The sequence below is a fragment of the Cloacibacterium sp. DMC96 genome (assembly GCF_056313765.1).
This window is the reverse complement of the sequence record NZ_JBQUZQ010000001.1, coordinates 206,017-231,190: the sequence shown is the minus strand read 5'-3', so window position 1 is coordinate 231,190 and position 25,174 is coordinate 206,017. Positions and strand designations below refer to the sequence as shown.

The window sequence follows — 25,174 nt, the reverse complement described above, 5'->3', positions numbered from 1 at the left end:
TGAGTAATGAATAATTCTTACAAAGGTAAAATTTTAATTTCTACACCTGATATTTCGGGGGACATATTTTCTCGCTCTGTAGTTTTAATTATAGAGCATGATGCTCATGGCGCATTTGGATTTATTTTGAACAAGAAAAATCATTTCATGAGCGAAAACATGAAGCATTTACTCGGCACTGAATTAGAAGTGTATGAAGGCGGTCCTGTAGAAACAGATCGTATATTTTTTTTAGTCAAAGGAAAACCCTTCACTTCTGAATATTTACCAATTGATGAAGATTTCTATATAACCGAACAACAAGAAGAAATTGTTTCTGCGATGGTGAACCAAGACCTCAATAAACAAGAAGTAAAAATTTTTACTGGTTATTCTGGATGGAGTCCTTACCAATTAGACCAAGAAATTCAGAATAAAATGTGGACGGTAGTAGAACTTTTTCAATTGGATTACACCTCGCCAAATGATCAAACCCTCTGGAAAAAAATCATGCAAAATCTAGGCGGAGATTATTTGCTTTGGGCCAATTCTCCAGAAGATGTGAGTTTGAATTAACAGAAAAAAGTTTTAACAAAAGTTTAGCATTTCTTTTATAAATAATTATCGCTTAAACTGAGTTTTTATCTAAACTCTCAATAAAAGAACTCGGTAATTGACTCCAAAAAAGGTTGATTGCCGAGTTCGTCAATTTTATGCGAAACTATTGCTCCAAGATTCTACCATTGCAGAGAATCTTTCGTTGCCAAATTCTTTATTTCTAATTTTTGATACCGAAAAAACTCCTTTTTCATCAGAAATTACGAGAATTTCTTCTGCTTTTTGTGTTTCGAAAGCACTTAATTCTGCTTCTTCGATGATGACAAAAGCATTTTTATGAAGGAAAGTCACGAAATTTTCCATTAACGGAGAAATATAAGCACCTTCTGATTGTTTCGGGATTTTAATGGTATTTTCTTCCAGCAACAAGAGGTTTCCAGAGATGGTTCTCGCTACTCTTTTATCTGGATTGAGCAAAATTACATCGTCTAAATCATTTTCTGCAGCATAAATTCCTGCATAGATATTTTCTGGAGAATGCGTTCTGATATTGCTCAAAATATTGGTATTTACAGAAATTTCTTTAAGCAAATCTATTTCAATATTTTTATGAATAGACAGTACATTTAAATCAGCATTCAACTCAAAATAATATTGCACTGGCGTTCTAGAAGAAAGCACATCTTCTCTGTTTCTAAACGCCATAAAAGTAATCACTCCCAGTTCTAAATTATTTTCAGAAATGGCTTTATTAAAGGTTTCTGTAAAAAATTCAAGCGTAAAAGAAAGCGGAATATTCATTCTCATTTTTCGCATAGAAGCCATCAAAAAAAAGTAGCATTCTTCTGCCATAATCAACTGATGATTCTTAACAAAAAAATGAACTTTTACGGCATCGCCATTTAAAAATGCATTATTCTGAAGTACTATTTCCTGTGTTTTTTGTCCGTTTAGGTAAATCATGTTGTAATGATTTTTAGTTATGAAAATTGCAAAAAAAATGATAACTGAAATTTCAATTATCAATCTTTTTACTTGGGTTGAAAGATTAAGCTGCGCCTAGTTTGATTTGTAGATTTTCGATGAGATTATCCCAATATAATCTGGTTTCCTCTTCATCTCCTTTTTCGCAGAAATCGGTAATATTAAGAGAAAGATCATTGGTAATTTCATCAATGATGATTGTCATTTCGAAGAAATATTTTGTTCCTTCGTCTTCTTCCCAACGGAAACGCACAAAAGATTCAGGTTTATATCTGATTAATGTCGCTTTTTCTGCGGGACCACCATTCCAACTGAAATAAAAGTCATCACCTCTTTCTACTGCTTCATCTGCAAACCATTCTGAAAGGCCTTCTGCAGTTGCCATATATTCATACAAAATCTCTGAAAGACAATGCATTGTATATTCAAACTGTACCTTATGTTTCGTCATATTTTTACCATTTTTGGTGTCGCAATATATAAATTAATTTTATATATCTGCAACTATTTTTCGATAAAATCAATAATTTTTATATGAGTTTTCGCATAAAAAAAAGAGTTTTAAAAATTTAAAACCCCTTTTTTTGTTTATTCTTCATTTAAAGCTTCTAAAATAATTTCGCAGCCTTTTTTAATCTCTTCTTTACTAATGGTTAACGGTGGAGAAATCCTCATAAATTCATTTCGATAGAGTTGCCAAAAAACTACGAGCCCTTTTTCCATACAACGCTTCGCTACGTCTAATGTATATTCTGGAGATTCTAATTCTACAGCGAGCATTAAACCTCTTCCGTTTACTTTTTTAATTTTTGGGTGAACCAATAATTCTCTGAACAGTTTTTCTTTTTCTTCTACTTCATTCATTAAGCCACTCTCTAAAACTTCTTTTAAAGTTGCATAACTCGCCGCTGCAATCAAAGGATTTCCTCCAAAAGTAGTAATGTGTCCCAATTTAGGAGAATGCTGAAGTGATTTCATTATTTTTGCAGAACTCATAAATGCGCCAACTGGAACTCCGCCTCCCATTCCTTTTCCCATCACAAGAATATCTGGAACCATATCATAATGTTCAAAAGAAAATAATTTTCCTGTTCTCCCAAACCCTGGCTGAATTTCGTCAAGGATTAATAATGCGCCAACTTCCTCACATCTTTTTTTCAAATTTTTGAAATAATTTTGAGAAGGTGTCAAAAAACCAGCCGCTCCTTGAATCGTTTCTGCGATTACACAAGCTGTTTTTTCGGTAATTTTAGAAAATTCTTCTTCGTTATTAAATTCTATGAAAGAAATCATCGGCAATAATGGACGAAATTCCCTCTTGTGAAACTCATTCCCAGAAACCGACAAAGCACCATGAGTATTGCCATGGTAAGAATTTTTCATGGAGATGATTTCTTCTCGTCCTGTGTATCTTTTTGCTAATTTCAGTGCTCCATCAATCGCTTCTGCACCGGAATTTACCAAATAGGTAACTTCTAAAGGTTCTGGAGTCGCTTCTGCTAAAAGTCTGCATAGTTCCACCGGTTTTTCCTGAGCATATTCTCCGTAAACCATTACGTGAAGATATTTATCTGCCTGTTCTTTAATTGCATTCACCACTTTAGGATGAGAATGCCCCAAAGTATTGGCAGAAACTCCCGCTACAAAATCTAAATAAGCTCTACCATCTTTTCCATAAATATAACTTCCTTCTGCTTTTTCTACTTCGAAACCTGCTGCATAAGGTGTAGTTTGTGCTTGATATTTGAAAAATTCTTGTTTCATTTTGCAAAGATAAAGAAGATAAAAGTTGGAAGATGGAAGTTTTTAAAAAAAATTTCAAAGAAAAAGTCGGAATAAAGATTCCGACTTTTCAATTTATAATTTTCTATCTCTTTTGATGGTTTTAGGCTTTTTCTTGGCTTCTTCTTTTTTACGAAGTTCTTCCGCTTTTTGGAACAGCGTATCATCTGTTTCGTATTTCACTTCTTCGTAATTAGGTGTGTCTAAGAAAATATCTTCCCATTTCCTTGGTCGGTCTTTGGTATTCCAATTAAAATCTGTGAATTTTCTTTTCTCTGGAGCAATCATACTCATCGGGTAAATATCAGAATTGGCTCCAATATTACAAGAGAGAATCTGAATTTTTCTTTCTTCAAAAAGTGCTTCAATTTGTCCACAAGTAGAAAGTGCAATGCCAATTCTATCTAATTTTTTGGTCTGCGCATCTTCAGAATCTGCGTAAGTAATGGCTTGAGCATTTCCTGTTACTTTGGCAATTTTAATTTCGTTGTTTTGATAAAAAACGGTCATTAAATTTCCTTTCACTTGATTGAACTCGTCTTTCAACGTGAGAGAATCTGCTTTAGAAATTGCAAAAGAATTTCCGATGACTTTCAAAGAGTCTATATTTTGTTCCGTTGTGTTAAAATATGCTTCAATTTTATCTCCAGAAATCTGTTTTTCTCCGCTCCAGAAAAGAGGTTTCACGTTTAAATGAAGAATTCCATCCGTTTCATTAAAACTCAAAGAATCTGCTCTACCTTGTGCTTTGGTCATGAACAATCTCACTTTTTTATATCCACGAAGGAAACTTTTTTTCTTTTGGGTAGAATCTAATTTTTGGTAACTTAAAAATCTTTCCGCAGCAATATAAGCTGTATCTTGATTCATGATTTTTACCGCATAAGGTTTTTGGGTAATCATCGCCGAATCTATTTTTTCGTAGATTTCTCCATAACCACCGATGATGTAACGATTTTCCTTCGGGTCGTCTAATCTTACGTTTCCTTCTGCTTTACCAAAACCTGTGAGTTGATTAAAAAACATTTTATCTCCTTTCAGAATTTTACCATTGTAATAAATTCTAGAATTTTTATTGAGATACACTTGTTTTTCGTTCATGAGATACTTTCCATTTTCCGTGTAGACGTAATTAGAAGGTTTTTCTTTATTGATAATGGTTGTAGGCCCGAAAAATTCTGCAATATTGGTATTTTGATAATGTTTGATGTTTTTTCCTTCTACTCTATATTGGGCATTATCAATAGTGTAATTATTGGTAAATTCATTGGTTTTAGAATCAATGAAATAAGTAGCAGACTGAGTCCACATGGTATTTCTGCCATCATTAATGGTCCCGCCAGAATTGAAATAAGCGGTATTTTTTACTCTGTCATAATACAAAACATCTGTAGAAATGGTTTGTTTCGCATCAGTAAGCACCACTTTTCCACGGGCAATTCCTCGTTGAGTATTTCCATCATACTCCATTTCGTTTGAGGTAATTCTGTTTCCGTCTGAAGTAACAAGCAAAACGTTTCCAATGGCTTTAGCGAAATTTTCTTTTTCGTAGAAAATCACTCGGTCTGCCGTCAACATTGCACCTTGATGCTCGAATTGCACATTTCCTGTGAAGAAAGGATTTCCTCCGTACATGTCTGGTTTTCTTTCGAATAAATCTGAGTGAATGAAACGTACTTTTTGACCAGGCTGAACCGCTACATTGGTTTCTTTTTTGAAATAAGGATCTTTTACTAAAGGTTCTTTGGAATTGAGTTTATCAATCTGCGAAAAACCTAAAGCATAAATAAAAATGAAGAGTACGAAAAGGATTTTTTTCATTATTTTTTTTTGTGGCCGTAAAAATATAATGAATGATTGTCAATTTTCACGCCAAACGCTTCTTCGATAGATTGTTTGATGCCCTGAATTCTAGGGTCGCAAAATTCTATAATTTCTTCAATCTCTTTGTCTGAGCCATCTTTGTAAATCACTAAATGGTCATGTTGCTTATCAAAATAAGATTTTTCGTAAGAAGATGAAGAGAGTGTCTTTTCGCCGAATTGGTGTTTACGAATCAAGCCTGCATCTAGAAAAATTTCTATAGTATTATAGATGGTTGCCTTAGAAACATGATATTTTTTATTAATCATGATGAGATATAAATCATCTACATTAAAGTGATGATCCATATTATAAATCTCTTCTAAAATGGCATATCTTTCTGGAGTGTTTCTGTAGGCTTTATCTTGTAAATATTGCTTCAGAACATCTTTTATTACGCCTATATTTTTTTCTTTTTGAGTAGCTTCCATTGTTTTAATTGAAAAGCAAATTTATTAATTTTTAACTAATAAAAGGTAAATTTTAATGAGAGACAAAATCTAAAAACCTCAATTGCTTGAGGTTTTCATTTTAAATTAAGAATCGTAACGTTTAAACTCTTCTAAAATAATTTTTTTCTCTCTAATCGGGTTATTGATGAGTGGTACAGATTCTACCAAAACATTATGCGGTGCTAAACCGTACGCTTTGAAATCACTACTACCGATATATTTCACAAAATTATAGATATTCAAGGTGATTTTTTCTTTTACCGTCAATAAGAAGTCATTGATATAAACGTTATCAATAATCACATATTTTAAATCTGGCGGAATATTATGATTTCTAAGAGAAGGATGGCTACTTCTATCAGGAATAATGCCTTCTTTCATCATATCAAACAACACTTGATTGAAATAATCATTGATTTTTCTATCAATTTTGAATCCTAAAAGGAAATTCACCTTATAAACCGTTCCTGGCATTACCTCATCAATAGAATATTTATAGGTAAAAGGATCTTCTTGATTGATGATATTTAAAATAAAATAATGGTCTGCTCTTTTTGGCTGAGAACGCATAATAGAATAAATAATTTTAGATTCTACCTCATCTTCTTTCTTCGCTCTACTCAAAAACGCTAAATTGGTCGCGTATTTAGGAATAGACTCATCTAGTTTAATATCTTTAATTGTAGAAACATAATCTTTCAGTTTTACAAACTTGATAAAATTTTGCTTAATCATTCTACCATTAAACCAAGCGTACATACAAACTGCCACAAAACCTGCTAAGAAAACGGTAATCCAACCACCTTCGAAGAATTTAATGATGTTGGCACTGAAAAATCCTATTTCTATAGACAAATAAACCAAGGCAAAAATTCCTATAAAAAGTTTATTCACTCTATTTCTCCACAACCATGCAATCAATAAAATGGTAGTCATCATCATGGTTACCGTAATAGATAAACCATACGCTGCTTCCATATGTACAGATTCTTTGAAATAGAATACTACAATTAGACAGAAAATAAGTAACCCCCAATTGATTCTTGGAATATACATTTGACCTTTTAAACCAGAAGGATATTGAATCTGTTGGAACGGCCAAAAATTAAGAGACATTGCTTCTGAAAAAATAGTAAACGAACCTGTAATCAATGCTTGAGAAGCAATAATTGCCGCTGCTGTTGCCAAAATTACGGCTGGAATAATTAAATAATGTGGTAACATTCCGAAGAAAGGATTTGTTCCTGTGAAAACCATTCCGTAGTTATTTAGTAACCACGCACCTTGACCTAAATAATTTAAAATCAACATAGCTTTTACAAAAACCCAACTTACTCTGATATTTTTATAACCGCAGTGTCCTAAATCTGAATACAAAGCTTCTGCTCCTGTAGTACAAAGAAATACCGCTCCTAAAATCAGAATCGCACTCGGAGAAGTTACGATTAATTTATAGGCGTAATAAGGATTAAATGATTTTACAATTTCTGGATGTTCCATTAAATTCACCACACCGAATCCTCCTAAAAACAAGAACCAAATCACCATCACTGGTCCGAAAAACTTCCCAATAAAACTGGTTCCAAATTGCTGAACAACGAAGATAATGACCAGAATTACAGAAGTCATTGCTAGAATAGAATTGATTCCTAAATCTAATCCTTTGATTTGTTTAAGACCTTCTATAGAAGCCATTACCGTAAGAGAAGGTGTGATTACTCCATCTGCAATTAACGCAGACGCTCCTATAATTGCAACGAGATACAACCATTTTGTTTTCATTTTTTTAACCAAAGAAAACAATGCTAAAATCCCACCTTCCCCTTTGTTATCCGCTCTAAGGGAAATAAGAACATACTTAATGGTGGTTTGCAGCGTGAGCGTCCAAATAATACAAGAAAGTGCTCCTTCTATATATTCTTCAGAAATCATTTTAGCTTCTTTTCCAGATTTAATGATGGCACTCATTACATAAAGTGGTGAGGTACCAATATCTCCGAAAACAATTCCTAATGAAACTAAAACTCCTATGAAAGTTAATTTTTTGGTGTCAAAATGATGACCTCCAGCTAAAACGTCTGACATTTTTCAAGTTTAAAAATAAATGCAAATTTAATCTAATTTCTAAAGGAAATACTTTTTCCTAAGAAAATTTCACATGAAATTAAAAAAGCGCAACCAAAAATGATTACGCTTTTTTAAAATATGATTAAAGTTTTAAGATTTTACGTATAAAACGTTTTTAATCTCTTGTTTTACTTTTTCTAATTTCGGGAACCACTCTGCAAATAATGCTGCCGAATATGGAGCAGGAGCATCTGGAGTTGTAATTCTCTTAATTGGCGCATCTAAATAATCAAATGCTTTTTGCTGAACCATGTAAGTAATTTCTGAAGCTACAGAACCAAATGGCCATGCTTCTTCTAAAACTACTAATCTATTGGTTTTCTTCACAGAATTAAGAACTGTCTCATAATCTAGCGGACGAATTGTTCTTAAGTCTATTACTTCTACAGAAATTCCTTCTTGCTCTAAATCAGCTGCTGCTTGCATTGCTAATTTTAAGATTTTACCAAAAGAAACCAAAGTCACATCTTTACCTTCTTTTTTGATATCAGCTTTACCAATTGGGATATAGTATTCTTCTTCTGGAATTTCCATTTTATCTCCGTACATCTGTTCAGATTCCATGAAAATTACAGGGTCATTATCTCTAATTGCTGATTTCAGTAATCCTTTTGCATCATATGGATTAGAAGGAACAATTACTTTAAGACCAGGGCAGTTTGCATACCAACTTTCAAAAGCTTGAGAGTGAGTAGCTCCTAACTGACCTGCAGAAGCAGTAGGCCCTCTAAAAACGATTGGCACATTCCATTGTCCACCACTCATTTGATACATTTTCGCTGCATTAGAAATAATTTGGTCAATAGCCACCATAGAGAAGTTAAAAGTCATAAACTCTACAATTGGTCTATTTCCGTTCATTGCAGCTCCTACAGAAATCCCAGCAAAACCTAATTCTGCAATTGGTGCATCTATTACTCTTTTTGGACCAAATTCTGCTAACATTCCTTTTGAAGCTTTATAAGCTCCGTTATATTCTGCTACTTCTTCGCCAATGAGATATATCGATTCGTCTTTACGCATTTCTTCGCTCATTGCTTCACAGATAGCCTCACGAAATTGTACTTCTTTCATTTTGATTAATTTGTTGAGTTGCAAATTTAAGGAATTTTTATCAAACTATTATGTATCAATTATTACTTTAGTCAACAAATAAAAAAGACACATCTTTTAGGACGTGTCTTGTTTGTTTTTATCTCTAAAATAGATTAATCTACTCTATGCCAAGTTTGGTTTCTACCGATTAATGAGATTCCTACGTAACCTCTTACATTCAGTTTATCACCACTTCTGGTCACTGTACAGTTGTACGTTTTTCCTTTTTTAGGATCTGTAATGGTTCCATCAGTAAATTCTGAACCATCTTTCTTTAAACCTCTGATGATTTCTAAACCAACTAATGGCTTATTTTTTCTGTCATCTGTACATTTTACACAATTGTTATTTTCTGGTTTTTGTAATAATTGTACAATTTTGCCATAATATTTACCGTCTGATTTTTTGAAAATTTCTACGATAGATTTAGGCTTCCCTGTTTCATCATCAATTGTTTTCCATTTCCCTTCTATTTGAGCATATGAAAGAACACTGAAGAATAAAGCGAAAAATGCGAATGCTAATTTTTTCATGTTTCTAATTTTAAATTTTTGCTAAAAGTAAATATTTTTTATTAAACAACAAATTTATTGTTATTCTTATCATACTAATAACAAAGCAGGTGCCAAAATTCAGAAAATTAAACACTAGTTTAATATCTCTAATAAATAAAGCTTTTTCAACTTTTCATTTCTGGTTTTAGGATTCAGAAATTTTAGGGAAAGTTTAGTAATTTTAAAATGAGTTTCCTGATGAAGAATTTTATACGGTTGTGTAATATTTTGTAAATCATTTTCGTATACCAGAACTCTATCCCCTTTTTTCAACAGAGAAACGTCTTTTCTAGGTGTGTTTTGTTGGGTATAAAAATCAAAAGACCAAATTTCATAATCTTTCGGCATGAAAAGATTTTGGGTTGAAAGTTGATTTTTCTCAAAATAATTTGCCATTTTTAAACCACCTTGATATTGCGTCAAAACAGGATAAAACTGTGAATTGAGAAAAACATTAATGGTAATTGCAAAAAGCAGAGAAACCAAAACCCATTTTCTCACCATATTTTCTTTTTTGAAAATGTAAAGCAGTAAAGTTCCCACAAAAAACAAGCCTACCACAAATAAAACCACTTCATGAATTCCTGTAAAATAATACGTGAGCAATAAAACGCCTACTAAACTTACCGAAATAACCACCAACTGAATCACCCAAAAAACTTTGGCTTTTTTCCATTGATTTTTTTCGAAAATTTCAAAAATATAAGAAGCGGTAAAAACAGAAAGGATGGGAATTAATCCGTTTAAATAATGAGGCAACTTAAATTTAGAAAAACTAAATACCAACATTACCAACCAAAAACCGCCTAAAGTTAAAAATTCTACGCCTTCTACTTTTTTAAATCTTTCTTTAATCAAATTTTTAGTTCTTTCGAAAACACCCGTGTAAAATGCTACAGAAAAAGGTAAAAACGCCCAAAGTAAAGTATGAAAAAAGAAAGAATAATCAGGACTATTCTGCTCAAAACCTTTGGCCTGTAAACGATTTACACTTTGATTAAAAAGGATAAATTCTACGCCTTCGTTTCCAAACTGATGATAATATGCGTACAAAATCGGTAAAATCCCCACTCCGAAACTGAGCGCGGCAAAAATGATTTTCACATTAAAAAATTTCAGCCATTCTCTAGAATACAGCAAATAAGAAAATACCGAAAATCCTATAATCACAATCGACATCAAACCTTTTGAAGAAAAAGCCAATGCTGTAAAAAAACCTGCTAAAACAACATTGCTGATTTTTTGTGTTTTGATAAAAGCTAAAAACTGCCAGATAGAAAGTGCAATAAAACCCGTCAAAACAGCATCTGTTCTTACATCGTGTGCAGAAAGAATAATCGTTTGAGACGCTAAAAATATCAGTGAAGCTGTATAACTTAGATTTTCATTTTTATACAATAAATCAGCTATCTTTTTTACAGAAAAAGCTGCTAAAAACAAGCATAAAATTGCTGGAATTCTATAAGCAATATGACTAATTCCAAAAATCTTCATCGATAAAGCTGCGAGCCAAAAATGCAAGTGCGGTTTGTCTAGATAAGGATTATCACCTTTATAAATTTCTAGAAAATTGCCAGAATGGGCCATTCTCATCGCCATTGTAGCATGTTGAGCAGAATCATTTTCCATCAATGGAATAAAAAGCCCTACTAAGTACACCAAAACAAAGCCTACAAAAAGAAAAAAGATTTGATTTCTAGAAAGTAATTGATTTGGATTCATTATAAAAATCAGGTTTTTTAGTATTTTTGCAAAAATTTGCTTTGCAAAGGTAACAAATCAAGCGCTACAATGGATAAAAATAAATTCTACTCTCTCGTTATTCCTATGTATAACGAAGAAGGAAATGCAGGAATTTTAATCGACAGAATTTCTGATGCTATGAATGGATATCACTACGAACTCATCTTAATAGACGACAATTCTACGGATAAAACCATACAAGAAATCAAAGAAAAAAAACATCCAAATGTAGTGTTGATTGAACTCAAAAAAAATTACGGACAAAGTTCTGCGATGATGGCTGGTTTCGATTATGCAACTGGTGATTATGTAATTACACTTGATGGTGATTTGCAAAATGATCCTTCAGATATCCCAGCAATGGTAGAGCTATTAGAAAACGGAAATTTCGATTTGGTGGTAGGGAAACGTCAAAAAAGAAAAGATTCTTCCATCAGAACCATTCCTTCAAAAATTGCGAATTTCATCATCAAAAAATCTACAAAACTCAATATTTCTGACCAAGGTTGTGCGCTGAAAGTTTTCACCAATGAAACTGCAAAAGAACTGAATCTATACGGCGAAAACCATAGATTTATTAGTTTAATGGCGCATTTAAATGGTGCTAAAATTACAGAAATTCCCGTAAAGCATCACCCAAGACAACATGGCGTTTCCAAATACGGAATGAACAGAACTTTCAAGGTGATTAATGACTTGCTTTTGGTTTTATTTAATAAAAAATACCTTTCTAAACCGATTTATCTTTTCGGAAATATCGGTTTAATCACTTTTACATTGGGAGTTTTGGTTAATATTTATTTATTGGCGCTCAAAATTTTAGGAAATGACATTGGCGGAAGACCATTACTAATCCTAGGTGTTTTACTTATTTTCATTGGCATTCAGTTTTTTACCACAGGAATTATTGTAGATATGCTGATGAAAACTTACTACGAATCTCAAGAAAAAAGACCTTTTAACATCAGAAATATCACAACATTTGGAGAAAGTCAATCTTAAAAAACTACTCATCAACTTTGCTAAAATTTTCATTAGCATTGCTTTGTTGTATTTCGTTTTTCAGAAAATTCCTTTTCGGGAAGTAACCGTTTTATGGACAAAAACGAATGTTTTTCATCTCGTGATCGCAGCTATTCTCTTTTTGGCATCTCAAATTATTTCTACCAAAAGACTTGAACTCTATTTCAAAGCCAATGATTTCCATTTGAGTTTCAGAAGCAATTTAGAACTCTATTTTTTGGGAATGTTCTATAATTTTTTCATTCCTGGTGGAATTGGTGGAGACGCTTACAAAGTCTATCTTTTGCATAAAAATTTCGGTTGGAGTGCCAAAAAAATCACCTCATCACTTTTTAATGACCGATTAAGCGGACTTTTGGCGATTTGCGTATTGATTTTAGTATTTTCGTTCAATTTACTGGAAGCCAAATTCTTCCCCATCTTATTTGTGCTTTTAGTGGTAGGATTTTTCTTCACTTATTTTTTGACTAATAAGCTTTTTTCTAGCTATACCAAAGTTTTTTTTAAAGCTTTTTCCTACTCATTTTTAGTCCAAATTTTACAAGTCATCAGTTTTATATTTTTATTAAAAAGTTTAGATGTAACTGACAATTTCACCATTTACGCAGTAGTATTTTTGGCAAGTTCGGTACTCAGTTTAATTTCTTTTGCAGGAATTGGGGTGAGAGAAATGCTTTTTCTACAAGCGTCTAAGTGGTTCAGTTTTCAGCCAGAGATTTCGGTTTCTGCGTCTTTACTTTTTACAATGATTACAGCATTTTTTTCACTTTTTGGAGTGATATTTCAAATAAGAAAGTTAAATTTGAAACTTACTGAAACGCCATGAATTTTATAAAAAATAATTTAGCCAATGCTTTCACTCTCGGGAATTTATTTTCGGGAAGCATCGGTGTTATCAATTTAGTAGATGGAAATTATAAAGTTGCCGCAATTTGCATCATTATTTCTTTGGTTTTAGACTTTTTAGACGGATTTGTTGCAAGAGCGCTCAAAGCCAATTCTAATCTCGGCGCACAATTAGATTCTCTTGCAGACATGGTAAGTTTCGGACTTTTGCCTGGTGTAACCATGTTTAAAGCACTGGAAGGTTTCGGCAATCAGTTTATGGATTTTGAACTGCCATTTCAGCTAAAATATTTAGGGCTTTTCGTGGCTTTATTTTCATGTCTCAGATTGGCTATTTTTAATTTAGATGAAGAGCAAAGCTATTATTTTAAAGGACTCAACACACCGAGTAATACGGTTTTACTTTTCGGAATGTATTATGCTTTTCAAGAAACAGGAATGTTCTGGCGAACGTTTGAAAATCCTGTATTTTTAATAGGTCTCATCGCAGCTAGCTGTTGGTTACTTATCAGTCCCATCAAAATGATTGCGCTTAAATTTAAATCGATGAAACTGAAAGATAATTACCCAAAACTCATCTTACTTTTGGGCGGAATTCTACTGATTTCTATTTTAGGATTGGCAGGAATCCCGATGGTTATCGTTTTTTATATAATCGTTTCCCTAATTTTTCAAAAACAAATGTAAGGACAAGTCGCGACTTGTCCCTACCAAAATAAATTTTATGAATCTAAAACTCCATAAACCGCTCTGTATCTTTGATTTAGAAACTACCGGAATCAATATTTCTAAAGACAGAATTGTAGAAATCTGCATTCTGAAAGTTTTTCCAGATGCTTCTAGAGAAAGTAAAACTTGGTATGTAAATCCAGAAATGCCTATTCCTGCAGAAGCGACCGCAGTTCACGGAATTTCTGATGAAGACGTAAAAGATTCTCCTACTTTTAAAGAATTGGCTCCGAAAATCATTGACATGATTAAGGATTCTGATTTAGGAGGTTTTAATTCGAATAGATTTGATATTCCACTTTTAGCAGAGGAATTGTTGAGAGCTGGTTATGATTTTGATTTATCTAAACACAGACCAATTGATGCTCAAACCATTTTCCACAAAATGGAACCTAGAAATTTAAGCGCAGCTTATCAATTTTATTGCGGAAAATCTCTAGAAAATGCCCATTCTGCGGAAGCAGATACTTTGGCAACCTTCGAAGTTCTGGATGCTCAAATCGAAAAATATGCAGATTTACCGAATGATATTGCTGCTCTGAGTGAGTTTTCTTTCCATAATAAATTTGCAGATTTGGCAGGATTTATCGCTTTTGATGATAAAGATGAAGAAATTTTCACTTTTGGAAAATACAAAGGTCAAAAAGTGAAAGATGTTTTCACGAAAGATGTAGGATATTTCGGTTGGATTCAGAATGCTGATTTCCCGCTTTATACCAAGAAAGTTTTGACAAAAATTCAGTTGAGAAGTAAGTTTTAAAATTGAAATTTGAAGATGAAAAAAATATTTCTGATAATTTATTTCTTGTTTATTATTTTTTATCCTAAATATACTTATTGTGATAACTGTTATCAGGATATGTTATTTACAACTGAAGGTAAAATTGATAGAAACAATGATAAATTCGGAGGAATATGCTTCAAAATTGGAGGAAATATTGAAGATATAAAAGTTTGGGAGAGATACAAATTTGGTTATCCATTCAGTGCAATCACAACAGATTATCAGCGAGAATCAAAGATATTTCAGTGCAGAATTCAATATGATTATATTTTTTTAAATATTTTTCTTGTTTCTATAATTGTAGTTCCGATTTATTTTTTATTAAAAATTATTTATAATTTTTTCAAAAAAATACTTGCTGATAGTAGAATTTTAAAAAAATAAATTTCATTAGTGATTTAGAACTTTCACAAATAAAAATCTAACAAAATGAAAATCATTTGCATAGGAAGAAATTACGCAGAACACGCGAAAGAATTAGGAAACGAAATTCCAGAAAATCCAGTTATTTTCATGAAACCAGACACTGCTGTATTGAAAAAAGGCAGTGATTTTTACATTCCAGAATTTTCTGATGACGTGCATTATGAATTAGAAGTGGTGCTCAAAATTTCTAAAGGAGGAAAATACATCCAAAAAGAAAATGCATCTAAACATTATGACGAAATTGCACTCGGAATAGATTTTACCGCTAGAGATTTACAGTCTCAACTCAAAGGAAAAGGTCTTCCTTGGGAACTGGCGAAAGGTTTTGACGGAAGCGCTGTAGTTTCTGATTTTTTCCCAAAAGAGAATTTTGATTTAAAAAATTTGAATTTTCAACTTCAAAAAAATAAAGAAATCGTGCAAGATGGCAATACCAATCTGATGATGTTTTCGCCAGATGATATTATTGCTTTTGTTTCTCAATATTTCACTCTAAGAGTGGGAGATTTAATTTTCACAGGGACGCCAAAAGGTGTAGGAAAGGTATCAGAGAAGGATGAACTAGAAATGTTTTTAGAAGGCGAAAAGGTTTATAGTCTGCGCATACAATAAATCATGCCGAAAAGCTTTTATTTCCCGCTAAAAAATTGTAGATTAGTACTGTTATAAACACACGCCATGAAAAATATTATTTTACCTATCGATTTTTCTGACACTACAGATACTCTTGTAGAAGGCGCTGTAGATTTTGCAAAAGAAATAGCCGGAAAAATTTATTTAATACACGTAGCTCCTGCAGATATAGGTTTTGCCATAGGAGATATGGGATTTCAATATTTCCCAGAGATTGAAAAATCTGAAATTTCTGAAGAACTCGCCGAGTTGAATGAAATTGAAAAAAGAATAAAAGCAAAAGGTGTAGCTTGTGAACATTTGCTTAAACAAGGCATCGCTGCTGAAATTATTTTAGATTATGCTAAAGACAAAAAAGCCAACTACATCGTCATGGGAAGTCATGGAAGAAGCGGCATTTACGATGTTTTCGTAGGAAGTCTTACCAAAGATATCACGAAAAAATCTCCTATTCCTGTTTTAGTTGTTCCTTGTCACAATTAATTTTAACAAATAGAATAAAAAAATCCCGAAATTTTAGAATTTCGGGATTTTATATTGTTAAGAAATCTGATTAATCTTCTTTAGTGTGTAATTCTGGATTGTAGTATGGGAATTTACCTTCTGTAGGTGAATAATATTCTTTATCTTTATTATTCCCTAATGTGGTTACTAAAACATAACACCAATAGCAAAATAAAGTACTAGCTACAATAAATAGAATCCAGTTCAATACGTTTCCTGCGAAATCATAGAATCCGAAAGACCATTTGAACAAATCACTTAAGAATAACCAAAAAGACGTCATTTTTTTCTTATTTTAAATTAACTTTGCACAAAATTAATAAAAATGTTCAGATTACTATCAAAAGAAAGCAATATTTTTTCGATTCCTGTCTATATATTTTTTTTATTTCTTTTGATCATATCATTTAATATATTGGATTTCAAAACATTAGGCGTTTTTTCTAGCATTATTACGTTTTGCGGATTTGCTTTAGGATATTTTCTTTTTAACGCTATTGGCCTTAATTACAATACTCATCTTCCTCTTTTTTTGTATACCTTTTTTGTGTTTGCATTATATCCGGGAAGTTTAGATATAGGAATTGCGATGTCACTCTTTACCAATTCTTTTGTAATGGTTTTATTGACCAGCAATCAAGATGAAGTAAGGAAAAATTCATACCTGATTATTGGAGCAATTTTGGCGGTGAATTTCTTGTTTTTGCCTACAACATGGCCTATGTTTATTTTCGTATTGATTCACCTTATTTCTACTTCGGATCATATTTCGCTGAATATTTTCAGATTATTTTTTGGGAATGCATTGGTTTTTGGAACTTATTTTGGCGTGATGTATCTTATTGGTTATCATAATTTTGACGAAAGTTACATTCCTTATGTAGAAGATTCTTTCATGCAAGATTACTATCCATTATACTTTCTTTCGCCAGTTGCTTTATATGTGTTGTATGCTGTAATGGACCATTTTGCCAATTTTAATAAAAAAAGTCCTTCAAGTAAATTTAAGTATACGTTTATGCTTTTATTTTTCTTGGCACAATTGGTGACTGTATTTCTTTACATGGGCAAAAACTATGAATATTTACTTTTATTGGTTTTACCGAATGTGATTATCCTTTCTAGAGCCTTGAGATTTTTGAAAAAATATTGGATGAAAGAATTCGGGTTATGGATAATTATTCTCACTTTATTACTTTTTAAACTTAGCACTTATGTAAACATAGGTGAATTGATATAGATATGATTCAAATAGATGATAAATTAATTTCTGAAGATATTTTTTCTGAAGAATTTGTATGTAACCTCAGCAAATGCAAGGGAATCTGCTGTGTAGAAGGTGATGCGGGAGCTCCGCTTGACAAAAATGAGACTGAAATTTTGGAAAGAATTTATCCAAAAATCAAAAGTTATCTTAGACCAGAAGGAATTGCTGCCATCGAAGAGCAAGGAACACATGTTACCGATATTGATGGAGATTTGGTAACGCCACTCGTAAATGGTGGAGAATGCGCTTATGTAATTTTTGATGAAAAAGGCATCACCAAATGTGGAATCGAAAAAGCTTACGAAGATGGTGTTGTAGATTGGCAAAAACCTATTTCTTGTCATCTTTATCCGATTAGAGTAACGGAATACAGAAATTTTTCAGCCATCAATTATCATGAATGGGACGTATGTAGCGACGCTTGTACCTTAGGTAAAGAATTGCAAGTTCCTGTTTATAAATTTCTGAAAACGCCACTGATTAGAAAGTATGGCGAAGATTTTTACAAAACCCTTTGCGAAGCTGCAGAAGAATGGGAACGCGAATTTAATTCGTAGGAAAAGTAGAATATGTATTATTGATTACCAAAACATAATTTCCTTGGTTCTGGGAATTGGTTTTGGTAACTTTTATAGGATTTCCCTTCTCATCTACTTCATAAGTAAAGGTATTTTCTACCACTTCACTATTGCTGATGACTTCTTTTACAATCCAACCTTCTTTATTATACGTATTTTTAACATTGGTTTTCAGGTTGTACATTTCATAATTGGCTTCTACCAATAATTTATTTTCATAGATTTCTTCGGTGGTTTCTACCACTTTTCCATTTTGAAAATCCTTTATCAATTTGGTGAAAGAATCTTCATTTTTGTAGTTTTTGTATTCTACTATTCTGCTCACTTTATTTTTAGCATCTTTTTCTATTTCTTTTGTCAATCTATTATTCTTGTCAAAGAAATATTGAGTTTTAGAAAACATTTTACCATGCATCCAAAGTTCAGAATTCTGCAACTGAAGATTTTTATAGTGAAAAACCTCTTTTTCCTTCTCGCCAGAATGAACATGCTCTGTTTCTATTTTTACCAATAAATTATCAATATTGTAGTAATATTTTTTCACGGTAACATAATCTCCATCTTTGGTTTTTTGCTCTTCTAAAAACGTGTTATAGAATTTCAATTCTTCTGTAAAAACTATATTCGATTGGTCATCTTCCCAATATTGTTTAGAAATCACAGTTTCTGTGTTTTTATGCAAGCCAAAATCTTGAGTCGTAAGTTTTTCTTGAGAAAATCCGAAAATGGAAATAATGATGGTGAAAAATGTTATTTGTTTCATGTATATATAATTTTATTTTTTTATTTAAAATGTTCTTTTCCTTGATGAAAAGAACCAAAAATCAAGACTTCACTTTCTTCGGCTAAAATTGAAACTAAAATTCTAAAATCCCTGAAACTCGATCCAAAACATTTGCCAACGCTTTCTCAAACAGCAGGAATTTCTTAACGAATTTCATTTTCAATTTCTTAACGCCTACGAAACTGATGTCGAAAAAAAAACTTTTAATAAACTTCTAAAGCGCCAAAATATAAAGCGGATAAAACTTCAAGAAAGTAAGTTTGTCCAAATTCGGAACAAAATATTTCGGCACACCATTTTCTTGAATGACTAAATTTCCCATATCTTGAGCCAATTTCATACTAGTAGTATCGATTTGTTTTCCGTTATCAAAAATGATGAATTGGTAATCATTATTGATGACAATATATCTTTTAGAAGGCACATTATAAGGCTTCATCGTCACGAAATCTTCACTAGGTTTCATATCTTCCACCAATGCAACTTCTCCATTATTAGGGTCAAAATAAATGAAATCTGTTTTGTTGGGACTGATAAAACCTTTACTTAAATCTGGAATAGGCTGATTTGCTTGATTCTCCATTTTAAATTTTCCGTCTTCTCCTAATCTAATTTTGTAACTCGATTTAGGGTTTTTATTTTCTGGAAGTTGAGAAATATCTCCATTAATCCCTTCTGTGAAATAGGGATTATATTCTGTACTTCCAGTGGTTTCTCCGTTAGTATAAGTCAATTTTCTAAAAAAATAATATTTCCCGAAAACCGCGTTGTTTTCTCTAATTTTAAAAACATTTCCGTTTGGATCTTTTCCTTCTAACCATGCTTCCTTTCTCATAGGTCTTTGTCCGTTTACTAAACTTTCTTTTAGTTCAAAAACCTTTTTACCATCAGTTGTAGAATAATTTTCGTAGGTATAAGTGTAATTTTTTTCGTCTTGATAAGAAGTAATGATGTTTTTGTTAGAAAGCTTCCCATTATCAAAAATCTCAATTACAGAAGGTGTTCCATCAGATTTATATTGATATTTATATTGCCAATGAAATCTAGGATTAGAAGGTTTAATTTCTGTAAGTTTTCCGTTTTTGTCATAGCTAAATGTAGAAATGTTTTCACTGGCTTTGTCTGTTCCTGTAGAAATATATGAAAATTTTACAGGCTTTCCTTTCGCATTGTATTCGAAAGTTTCGATGACTTTATCTTTAGAATATTGTGTTTCTATAGAAATTACTTTTCCGTTTTTGAAGGTATAAATTTTGGTTTCTCTTGGTTCAAATTTCCCAGAAGTAAAGCCTTGAGAATACTTCACTTCTTCTATTTTTGCTACATCTTTATTGACGCCCCAGTTTTCGGAGAGAAATTTTATCACATTATCTTTTTGGGCAAAAGAAAATTGCACGAACAATAGCACTAAAAGTTGAATTATTTTTTTCATCATGGTATGTGTTTATTCCAAATATAAAACAATTACTTTAAATCATCTACAAAATCATAAGATAAAACACTCATATTAAATGATTTAGCATAGTCTTTATCAAAAGTTCTGCTTCCTTCTTTCGTACCATCTTCGTAGGTAATTTCCGAAAATTCAAAATAATTGACAAGATCAAAAACAAAATCATCGTATTCTGTTTTTTTAGATTTAAGAATAGCTCCAGTTTTGCCATAAAAATAACTCGTATCAAAATTATCACTGCCATCAACTAGAAGAATCCTATTGTTTTTTTCGTCATATTTAAACTCATAAGTATTTTCTCCTAAACTGTTATTGATGAATTTCTCTACTAAAAGATTTTTTTGGTATTTTTCTCTCATTTCAGAAACCACTTTTCCATCTCGAAAGCCTTTGGTATAAATAGTATAATCTGATGGTGAAGTATATTTATATTCTGCTTCTTTCAGAACCACTTTATCATCTTGATAAGTTTTGGTTTTTGTGATTTTCCCAGAATTGTCATAAGAATAATCTGTAAAAACTCTTTTATTACCCGAAATTTCTTCTGCTTTGATTAATCTTCCGTTTTCATAATAAAATTCTTGATAAGGATAGAGCGCATCATTAAAATCTTCGGCTTCCTTTATTGAAACCAATTGATTTTTAGCATTATATTCAAATTTTTTTAATTGAGAAACTCTATCTAAATAGTTCTCTAAAACATAATCATAGGTAAGTAATCCTTTTTCAAAAATTCTGATGTGTTTTTCTACTACAAAATATTTTCCTAAATCTATATCATATCTGTAAACAAAGGTGTTATAGGTTTTTACATTATTTGGAAGTGAATAATCTGACGCCTTGTATTTTTCTTGAGAAAAAAGGGTAATGCAAATGAGAAATAGCGTGATGAATAGAGATTTTTTCATTGTATAAGTGTTTTAATATTTTTGTTTCCAAGGATTATAATTCATATCTGTGGTGTAATACACTTTACTACCAGATTTTGCATAACCTTGATTGTCTAAGGTCACTCCTTTTAGCAAGAAAAATCCTGTATGATCTTGGTCTCTATAAACCGTGACTTTAAATTTCCCCAACTCCCAATTCATTCCGTCTGGTAAAGCATCATAAGAAGCAAAACTGTCATCATTCACATAGAGTGTTTTGTCTTTTACATTAAAAACTCCACTCACATTTACTGTTGCGAAATATGTTTTGGTTCCAAAATTATTCGTATAAATAAATTCCACCTGATTGGTTCCATAAAAAGGATATTCGGTTTTGCTGCCATCGATTTTTTCATTAAAAACTAATTTCATGTAAACGCCAGTATTCACTTCTCCCATGTTTGGAATTTGTTCACTCGAAAAACCTTTCCAAGGTCCTGCTAAAATATCATTCAATGTTTTTTCTTGGGCAAAATTTAGCGTAAAAACCAATCCAAGAATCAAAGAAAACAGACGTTTTTTCATGCTCAATCGTTTTAAAAATTATATTGAAATCCGAAACCAAGCGAACTGGCTTTGATAGAAGAAGTATTTCCATTAGCATTTTCCCATTTAAATTTTCCAAAATCAAAAAATGCATTGGCATTCCATTTTCCACTATCTGAAGTGTAAATTTGTGGCTGAAATCCCCATCCAAAATAGGTCATGTTTCTCTTCACCGTTTCCTCTGGAAAATTAGGATCATCTATATTAGAACTTTCTGTAATTTTCCCAAAACCTACTCCATAATCCACATGAAAACTGTTTACAAAAGAGTAAATCAACAAGCCCCAAACCATATCTCCTACAAAACTATTCGTAGATTTTGCTTTATCCATCGCATCTTCCATTGAACCTTTATAAGAAATGGGATAAACCCTACCTTTAATGCTGGTAATATTGGTTTTGAGAACAGTAGTAGCGTCATTTGATAAAAAATTAGCGTAATCTAATCCACCTACTGCTGCTGCTCTCATTCCGTAATCAGACGAACCATAATTGATTAATCTGCCCAATTCTACACTTACTGTAGGTTGCATAGATTTGCCTTTTCGAGCTACTGTACCCAATTCATCTTCTGGTTTAGAAAATGAAGTCCCGAAATTAAATTTAAATGAAGTTTTGCCTTGAGCAAAAGAAAAAGTAGAAAATCCTGATAACAGAATCGTAAAAACTGCGGTCAATAAAATGTTTCTTCTCATAATTTAATGTTTTAATAGTGGTAAAATTATGTTTAAGAAACACGTCAGTAAATACGAATAAAATCGTATCTTTTAAATTAAATTATTTTTTTTCGCAATCTGCACTGCTTCTAACTTATTATGAACCTGTAATTTAGCGTAAATATTTTCAACATGTTTTCTAATAGTTCCTTTAGAAAGGATAAGATTTTCTGCAATAGCATCATATTTTAATCCTTTGCTCAATTGTTCCAAAACCTGAATTTCTCTTGCGGTAAGGGTAATTTTTTCTTTTTCTTCTTCCGTTTCGAAAACTTGTGGTTCTCTGAGCAATTTCAGTGTTTTCAGTGCAATAGATGGCGTCATTGCAGCACCACCAGAAAGCGTTTCCTTGATGGAATTGTATAATTCTTGAGGATTAATTTCTTTCAGTAAATAACCATCAGCTCCAGCTTTAATGGATTTAAAAATTTTTTCATCATTATCAAAAACCGTAAGCATTAAAATTTTGATGTGAGGATAGCGCTTTTTCACTTCGGAAGTAGCTTCTACTCCGTTCATTTCTGGCATTTCTATATCCATCAAAATCAAATCTAAGTTAGAATTTTTTTCTAATTTTTGGAGCAATTCTTTTCCGTTCAGAGATTTTGATTTGATTTCTATATCTTCAAAAAAAGACAGTTTCTCTTGAACCGTTTTTTGCAAAAAAAGATTATCGTCTACTATCGCTACTTTTATCATGATTACAGTTTTTCTAATTCTACATTTATACTAGTTCCTTTCCCTATTTCTGAATGAATTACAAAGTTCCCACCGATTTCCTCCATTCGTTTTTTCATATTGAGCAATCCGTTCCCTACATCTACATTTTCGGTGTCAAAACCTTTTCCATCGTCCTTGATTTCAATTTTTAAACCTTCCTGAAATTTTTCTGCATTGATGACGATATGACTGGCATTAGCATATTTCATCGCATTATTCACAGATTCTTGAATCATTCTGTATAAATTTACACCTACTACAGACGAAAATTTCTTATTTTTGAGCTTTTCATCAATACTAAAGTTAAACTGAATATTATGGTTGGCAGATTGTGCATGTTCTATAAAATTGAAAATTCTAGAACTCAAATCTTCCATCGTAAAATCTGCTTTATTCATTGCCCAAATCGTGTCTCGAAGTTCTAAAATGGTATTTCTGGTAAAATCACTGATTTTGTCTAAACGCTTTTCTACCGCAGTTTCTAAATTTGGAATTCCAAATTTTGTATTTTCTAAAGACGAAATAATGAAGGTTAATTGTGCGCCAATATTATCATGCAAATCTCGTGAAATAGAGAGGCGTTGTTCTTGCAATTTATTTTGACTTTCGATTTGCGCCATTGCAGATTTCAATTCAAATTCCTGATGCTGTTGCTTGTTTTTCAATCTTTGTTGACGATAAAAAAGAAAACCAATAATAGACGCTAAAATCGCAAATACAATCGCCACCGAAAATTTGATTCTAGAAGTTTCTACTTCGGCTTGTTTCTGAAGCAGTTGTTTTTCTTTTTCATTGGTATCAAATTTCACCTCTAATTCGGCAATTTTAGAATTGGTTTCCTGATTGATGAGGCTGTCTTTGAGTGCCGAAAATTTCTTGAAATTCTGCAAAGCCTTTTGATGTTCACCTAAATTTTCATAACATTCTGAAATCTTGCGATAAGAATCTTGCGAAAGTCCTAAATACTTGTGTTTATCTGTAATTTCTGTTGATTTTTGATAAAAACCAATCGCTTTTTTGAAGTCTTTTTGCATCAAATGCAAATCTCCTAGGTAAGAGTAATTTTCTGCAATTCCTACCGTATCATTTATTTTTTTTCTGATTTCAAGGGCTTTTTGATAGTTTTCCTCCGCTTTGTCAAATTGTTTTCTGAGCACAAAAACCCCTGCAATATTATTCAAACTATACGGAATGCCGACTTGGTCATTAATTTTTTGTTTCAAGGCGAGACCTTTTTCGTAGTAGAAAAGTGCGCTGTCATATTCTACTTTCATTTCTTTGAGCACGCCATAATTGTTATAAATGCTCAATAAGGGTTTCTGAAGGTTATTCTTTTCTGCAATTTGTTTAGATTTCTGCATGTACTGAATCGCTTTCTCTAGATTTCTTTTCTTCATTCTATACCCCAATTCTCCCCATTCTAAAGAAAGATTCTCTAAGTCGTTTAATTTCTCGAAAATATGAATCGCTTTCAGAGAATACGCCAAATCTTTCTCATATTTTCCTTGATAATAATAGACCAAACTGAGATTGCTGTAAGATTTAGCTTCACCTAAGTCGTAATGGATTTTGGCAGATTCCTCTGCATTTTTCAGATAAACTTTGTCTAAAATAGCGGCATCTTTTAACCTTACTTCAAACGGAAGATTATTAATAGAATCTATTTTTTTATGGTTTGATTTTTGCCCAAAAGTCAAACTCAGTGTAAAAATGAATACAAAAGATAAAATTGATTTCATGCAGAGACTTTTCTAAGTCTAAATTTATAAAAATTTATGAATAATGATTTTTACAAATTTGGAGTTTAAACTTCTACCGATAAATACGAAAAAGTTCGTATATTCTGACAGAAAAAATCCGTCTCGAAATTCGAGACGGATTTATATTTCTAAGAAATTTCTAGAAAATTATTTTTGTAATTCTGCTAAAAATTCTTCGTGTGTAATTTTAGTTTCTTTTTTGCTTGCTTTTTCTAGGATAACATCTTTTAGTTTACCCATTGCAACTTCTTGAGAAATTTGTCTTACTTGCTCTTCTTGTTTTAGCATTTCTACCGCATATTTCTGCACTTCTTCTTGTGGAAGATTGTGATTATTAAT

Annotated in this window: 27 protein-coding genes and 1 pseudogene; 10 read left to right on the top strand and 18 right to left on the bottom strand. The window is 31.9% G+C overall.

The features are described from left to right. Positions 1-6: 6 nt before the first annotated feature. A complete protein-coding gene (locus ACT53I_RS01045) occupies positions 7-555 on the top strand; it encodes a YqgE/AlgH family protein (protein ID WP_476078042.1) in 549 nt (182 codons plus the stop codon). Positions 556-690: 135 nt separating this feature from the next. On the opposite strand, the gene ACT53I_RS01040 is transcribed toward ACT53I_RS01045, so the two are convergent. From ACT53I_RS01040 to ACT53I_RS01000, 9 genes are all read right to left on the bottom strand, one after another. Next, complete coding sequence (locus ACT53I_RS01040; protein ID WP_476078041.1) at positions 691-1,500, bottom strand: aminotransferase class IV; 810 nt, start codon at positions 1,498-1,500, stop codon at positions 691-693. Positions 1,501-1,585: 85 nt separating this feature from the next. After that, the gene (locus ACT53I_RS01035) at positions 1,586-1,972 is read right to left on the bottom strand and encodes an START-like domain-containing protein (protein WP_104794296.1); all 387 of its coding nucleotides are present in this window, start codon (positions 1,970-1,972) and stop codon (positions 1,586-1,588) included. A gap of 137 nt (positions 1,973-2,109) precedes the next feature. Continuing rightward, a complete protein-coding gene (locus ACT53I_RS01030; RefSeq protein ID WP_476078040.1) occupies positions 2,110-3,285 on the bottom strand; it encodes an aspartate aminotransferase family protein in 1,176 nt (391 codons plus the stop codon). Positions 3,286-3,378: 93 nt separating this feature from the next. Then, a complete protein-coding gene (locus tag ACT53I_RS01025) occupies positions 3,379-5,124 on the bottom strand; it encodes an OstA-like protein (RefSeq protein WP_476078039.1) in 1,746 nt (581 codons plus the stop codon). Continuing rightward, complete coding sequence (locus tag ACT53I_RS01020; protein ID WP_069798615.1) at positions 5,124-5,597, bottom strand: Fur family transcriptional regulator; 474 nt, start codon at positions 5,595-5,597, stop codon at positions 5,124-5,126. The genes ACT53I_RS01025 and ACT53I_RS01020 overlap by 1 nt, the downstream gene beginning before the upstream one ends. 105 nt (positions 5,598-5,702) lie before the next feature. Next, the gene (locus ACT53I_RS01015; protein ID WP_476078038.1) at positions 5,703-7,703 is read right to left on the bottom strand and encodes a KUP/HAK/KT family potassium transporter; all 2,001 of its coding nucleotides are present in this window, start codon (positions 7,701-7,703) and stop codon (positions 5,703-5,705) included. A gap of 132 nt (positions 7,704-7,835) precedes the next feature. Next, positions 7,836-8,843: a pyruvate dehydrogenase complex E1 component subunit beta gene (locus ACT53I_RS01010; RefSeq protein WP_374450282.1), complete on the bottom strand. Its 1,008-nt coding sequence runs from the start codon at positions 8,841-8,843 to the stop codon at positions 7,836-7,838. A 110-nt stretch (positions 8,844-8,953) separates the two neighbouring features. Continuing rightward, a complete protein-coding gene (locus tag ACT53I_RS01005) occupies positions 8,954-9,373 on the bottom strand; it encodes a DUF2147 domain-containing protein (protein WP_104794291.1) in 420 nt (139 codons plus the stop codon). Positions 9,374-9,487: 114 nt separating this feature from the next. After that, on the bottom strand, positions 9,488-11,116 hold the full coding sequence (locus ACT53I_RS01000) for an ArnT family glycosyltransferase (RefSeq protein WP_476078037.1): 1,629 nt from the start codon (positions 11,114-11,116) through the stop codon (positions 9,488-9,490). A 69-nt stretch (positions 11,117-11,185) separates the two neighbouring features. Here ACT53I_RS01000 and ACT53I_RS00995 point away from each other — a divergent pair, with 69 nt between their 5' ends. The 7 genes from ACT53I_RS00995 to ACT53I_RS00965 all read left to right on the top strand — a co-directional run bounded on the left by ACT53I_RS00995 (position 11,186) and on the right by ACT53I_RS00965 (position 16,061). Next, positions 11,186-12,139, top strand: a complete 954-nt coding sequence (locus tag ACT53I_RS00995) for a glycosyltransferase family 2 protein (RefSeq protein ID WP_476078036.1) — start codon at positions 11,186-11,188, stop codon at positions 12,137-12,139. Next, positions 12,120-12,986 carry a lysylphosphatidylglycerol synthase transmembrane domain-containing protein gene (locus tag ACT53I_RS00990; protein WP_476078035.1) on the top strand — a complete coding sequence of 289 codons (867 nt, stop codon included), beginning with the start codon at positions 12,120-12,122 and terminating at the stop codon, positions 12,984-12,986. The genes ACT53I_RS00995 and ACT53I_RS00990 overlap by 20 nt, the downstream gene beginning before the upstream one ends. After that, positions 12,983-13,693 carry a CDP-alcohol phosphatidyltransferase family protein gene (locus tag ACT53I_RS00985; protein ID WP_476078034.1) on the top strand — a complete coding sequence of 237 codons (711 nt, stop codon included), beginning with the start codon at positions 12,983-12,985 and terminating at the stop codon, positions 13,691-13,693. Before ACT53I_RS00990 ends, ACT53I_RS00985 begins: the two co-directional genes overlap by 4 nt. Before the next feature lie 37 nt (positions 13,694-13,730). Continuing rightward, positions 13,731-14,495 (top strand): 3'-5' exonuclease, encoded by a 765-nt coding sequence (locus ACT53I_RS00980; protein ID WP_213190626.1) that lies wholly within the window; start codon positions 13,731-13,733, stop codon positions 14,493-14,495. Between the two features lie 15 nt (positions 14,496-14,510). After that, positions 14,511-14,903, top strand: a complete 393-nt coding sequence (locus tag ACT53I_RS00975) for a hypothetical protein (protein ID WP_476078033.1) — start codon at positions 14,511-14,513, stop codon at positions 14,901-14,903. A 45-nt stretch (positions 14,904-14,948) separates the two neighbouring features. Next, complete coding sequence (locus ACT53I_RS00970; RefSeq protein ID WP_476078032.1) at positions 14,949-15,557, top strand: fumarylacetoacetate hydrolase family protein; 609 nt, start codon at positions 14,949-14,951, stop codon at positions 15,555-15,557. A gap of 66 nt (positions 15,558-15,623) precedes the next feature. Beyond that, positions 15,624-16,061 carry a universal stress protein gene (locus tag ACT53I_RS00965; RefSeq protein WP_476078031.1) on the top strand — a complete coding sequence of 146 codons (438 nt, stop codon included), beginning with the start codon at positions 15,624-15,626 and terminating at the stop codon, positions 16,059-16,061. A 70-nt stretch (positions 16,062-16,131) separates the two neighbouring features. Here ACT53I_RS00965 and ACT53I_RS00960 read toward each other — a convergent pair whose 3' ends face one another. After that, positions 16,132-16,365 carry a DUF6341 family protein gene (locus ACT53I_RS00960; RefSeq protein WP_274779907.1) on the bottom strand — a complete coding sequence of 78 codons (234 nt, stop codon included), beginning with the start codon at positions 16,363-16,365 and terminating at the stop codon, positions 16,132-16,134. Between the two features lie 42 nt (positions 16,366-16,407). Here ACT53I_RS00960 and ACT53I_RS00955 point away from each other — a divergent pair, with 42 nt between their 5' ends. Then, the gene (locus tag ACT53I_RS00955; protein WP_476078030.1) at positions 16,408-17,322 is read left to right on the top strand and encodes a DUF6427 family protein; all 915 of its coding nucleotides are present in this window, start codon (positions 16,408-16,410) and stop codon (positions 17,320-17,322) included. 2 nt (positions 17,323-17,324) lie between these two features. Beyond that, entirely contained in the window at positions 17,325-17,906 is a 582-nt protein-coding gene (locus ACT53I_RS00950) for a DUF3109 family protein (RefSeq protein ID WP_374450266.1), read from the top strand. Here the strand turns inward: ACT53I_RS00950 and ACT53I_RS00945 are convergent. From ACT53I_RS00945 to ACT53I_RS00910, 8 genes and pseudogenes are all read right to left on the bottom strand, one after another. Continuing rightward, the gene (locus tag ACT53I_RS00945) at positions 17,896-18,690 is read right to left on the bottom strand and encodes a hypothetical protein (protein ID WP_476078029.1); all 795 of its coding nucleotides are present in this window, start codon (positions 18,688-18,690) and stop codon (positions 17,896-17,898) included. The two genes, ACT53I_RS00950 and ACT53I_RS00945, sit on opposite strands and share 11 nt — an antisense overlap. A 235-nt stretch (positions 18,691-18,925) precedes the next feature. Next, positions 18,926-20,143 carry a hypothetical protein gene (locus ACT53I_RS00940; protein WP_476078028.1) on the bottom strand — a complete coding sequence of 406 codons (1,218 nt, stop codon included), beginning with the start codon at positions 20,141-20,143 and terminating at the stop codon, positions 18,926-18,928. 32 nt (positions 20,144-20,175) lie between these two features. Beyond that, positions 20,176-21,072 (bottom strand): hypothetical protein, encoded by an 897-nt coding sequence (locus ACT53I_RS00935; RefSeq protein ID WP_476078027.1) that lies wholly within the window; start codon positions 21,070-21,072, stop codon positions 20,176-20,178. 12 nt (positions 21,073-21,084) lie between these two features. Next, the gene (locus ACT53I_RS00930) at positions 21,085-21,618 is read right to left on the bottom strand and encodes a hypothetical protein (protein ID WP_476078026.1); all 534 of its coding nucleotides are present in this window, start codon (positions 21,616-21,618) and stop codon (positions 21,085-21,087) included. 11 nt (positions 21,619-21,629) lie between these two features. After that, entirely contained in the window at positions 21,630-22,334 is a 705-nt protein-coding gene (locus ACT53I_RS00925; protein ID WP_476078025.1) for a hypothetical protein, read from the bottom strand. Between the two features lie 72 nt (positions 22,335-22,406). Further along, entirely contained in the window at positions 22,407-23,057 is a 651-nt protein-coding gene (locus ACT53I_RS00920; protein ID WP_476079359.1) for a response regulator, read from the bottom strand. Next, the gene (locus tag ACT53I_RS00915) at positions 23,057-24,814 is read right to left on the bottom strand and encodes a tetratricopeptide repeat-containing sensor histidine kinase (RefSeq protein WP_476078024.1); all 1,758 of its coding nucleotides are present in this window, start codon (positions 24,812-24,814) and stop codon (positions 23,057-23,059) included. The genes ACT53I_RS00920 and ACT53I_RS00915 overlap by 1 nt, the downstream gene beginning before the upstream one ends. 168 nt (positions 24,815-24,982) lie before the next feature. Then, positions 24,983-25,165 (bottom strand): annotated as a pseudogene (locus ACT53I_RS00910) (trigger factor); the annotation flags it as partial. Positions 25,166-25,174: the final 9 nt, after the last annotated feature.

Bases quoted from the DNA above. Each gene is read 5' to 3' on its own strand.
- ACT53I_RS01045 (WP_476078042.1), top strand. From the start codon at position 7: ATGAATAATTCTTACAAAGGTAAAATTTTAATTTCTACACCTGATATT.
- ACT53I_RS01040 (WP_476078041.1), bottom strand. From the start codon at position 1,500: ATGATTTACCTAAACGGACAAAAAACACAGGAAATAGTACTTCAGAAT.
- ACT53I_RS01035 (WP_104794296.1), bottom strand. From the start codon at position 1,972: ATGACGAAACATAAGGTACAGTTTGAATATACAATGCATTGTCTTTCA.
- ACT53I_RS01030 (WP_476078040.1), bottom strand. From the start codon at position 3,285: ATGAAACAAGAATTTTTCAAATATCAAGCACAAACTACACCTTATGCA.
- ACT53I_RS01025 (WP_476078039.1), bottom strand. From the start codon at position 5,124: ATGAAAAAAATCCTTTTCGTACTCTTCATTTTTATTTATGCTTTAGGT.
- ACT53I_RS01020 (WP_069798615.1), bottom strand. From the start codon at position 5,597: ATGGAAGCTACTCAAAAAGAAAAAAATATAGGCGTAATAAAAGATGTT.
- ACT53I_RS01015 (WP_476078038.1), bottom strand. From the start codon at position 7,703: ATGTCAGACGTTTTAGCTGGAGGTCATCATTTTGACACCAAAAAATTA.
- ACT53I_RS01005 (WP_104794291.1), bottom strand. From the start codon at position 9,373: ATGAAAAAATTAGCATTCGCATTTTTCGCTTTATTCTTCAGTGTTCTT.
- ACT53I_RS01000 (WP_476078037.1), bottom strand. From the start codon at position 11,116: ATGAATCCAAATCAATTACTTTCTAGAAATCAAATCTTTTTTCTTTTT.
- ACT53I_RS00995 (WP_476078036.1), top strand. From the start codon at position 11,186: ATGGATAAAAATAAATTCTACTCTCTCGTTATTCCTATGTATAACGAA.
- ACT53I_RS00985 (WP_476078034.1), top strand. From the start codon at position 12,983: ATGAATTTTATAAAAAATAATTTAGCCAATGCTTTCACTCTCGGGAAT.
- ACT53I_RS00980 (WP_213190626.1), top strand. From the start codon at position 13,731: ATGAATCTAAAACTCCATAAACCGCTCTGTATCTTTGATTTAGAAACT.
- ACT53I_RS00975 (WP_476078033.1), top strand. From the start codon at position 14,511: ATGAAAAAAATATTTCTGATAATTTATTTCTTGTTTATTATTTTTTAT.
- ACT53I_RS00970 (WP_476078032.1), top strand. From the start codon at position 14,949: ATGAAAATCATTTGCATAGGAAGAAATTACGCAGAACACGCGAAAGAA.
- ACT53I_RS00965 (WP_476078031.1), top strand. From the start codon at position 15,624: ATGAAAAATATTATTTTACCTATCGATTTTTCTGACACTACAGATACT.
- ACT53I_RS00960 (WP_274779907.1), bottom strand. From the start codon at position 16,365: ATGACGTCTTTTTGGTTATTCTTAAGTGATTTGTTCAAATGGTCTTTC.
- ACT53I_RS00955 (WP_476078030.1), top strand. From the start codon at position 16,408: ATGTTCAGATTACTATCAAAAGAAAGCAATATTTTTTCGATTCCTGTC.
- ACT53I_RS00950 (WP_374450266.1), top strand. From the start codon at position 17,325: ATGATTCAAATAGATGATAAATTAATTTCTGAAGATATTTTTTCTGAA.
- ACT53I_RS00945 (WP_476078029.1), bottom strand. From the start codon at position 18,690: ATGAAACAAATAACATTTTTCACCATCATTATTTCCATTTTCGGATTT.
- ACT53I_RS00940 (WP_476078028.1), bottom strand. From the start codon at position 20,143: ATGAAAAAAATAATTCAACTTTTAGTGCTATTGTTCGTGCAATTTTCT.
- ACT53I_RS00935 (WP_476078027.1), bottom strand. From the start codon at position 21,072: ATGAAAAAATCTCTATTCATCACGCTATTTCTCATTTGCATTACCCTT.
- ACT53I_RS00930 (WP_476078026.1), bottom strand. From the start codon at position 21,618: ATGAAAAAACGTCTGTTTTCTTTGATTCTTGGATTGGTTTTTACGCTA.
- ACT53I_RS00925 (WP_476078025.1), bottom strand. From the start codon at position 22,334: ATGAGAAGAAACATTTTATTGACCGCAGTTTTTACGATTCTGTTATCA.
- ACT53I_RS00915 (WP_476078024.1), bottom strand. From the start codon at position 24,814: ATGAAATCAATTTTATCTTTTGTATTCATTTTTACACTGAGTTTGACT.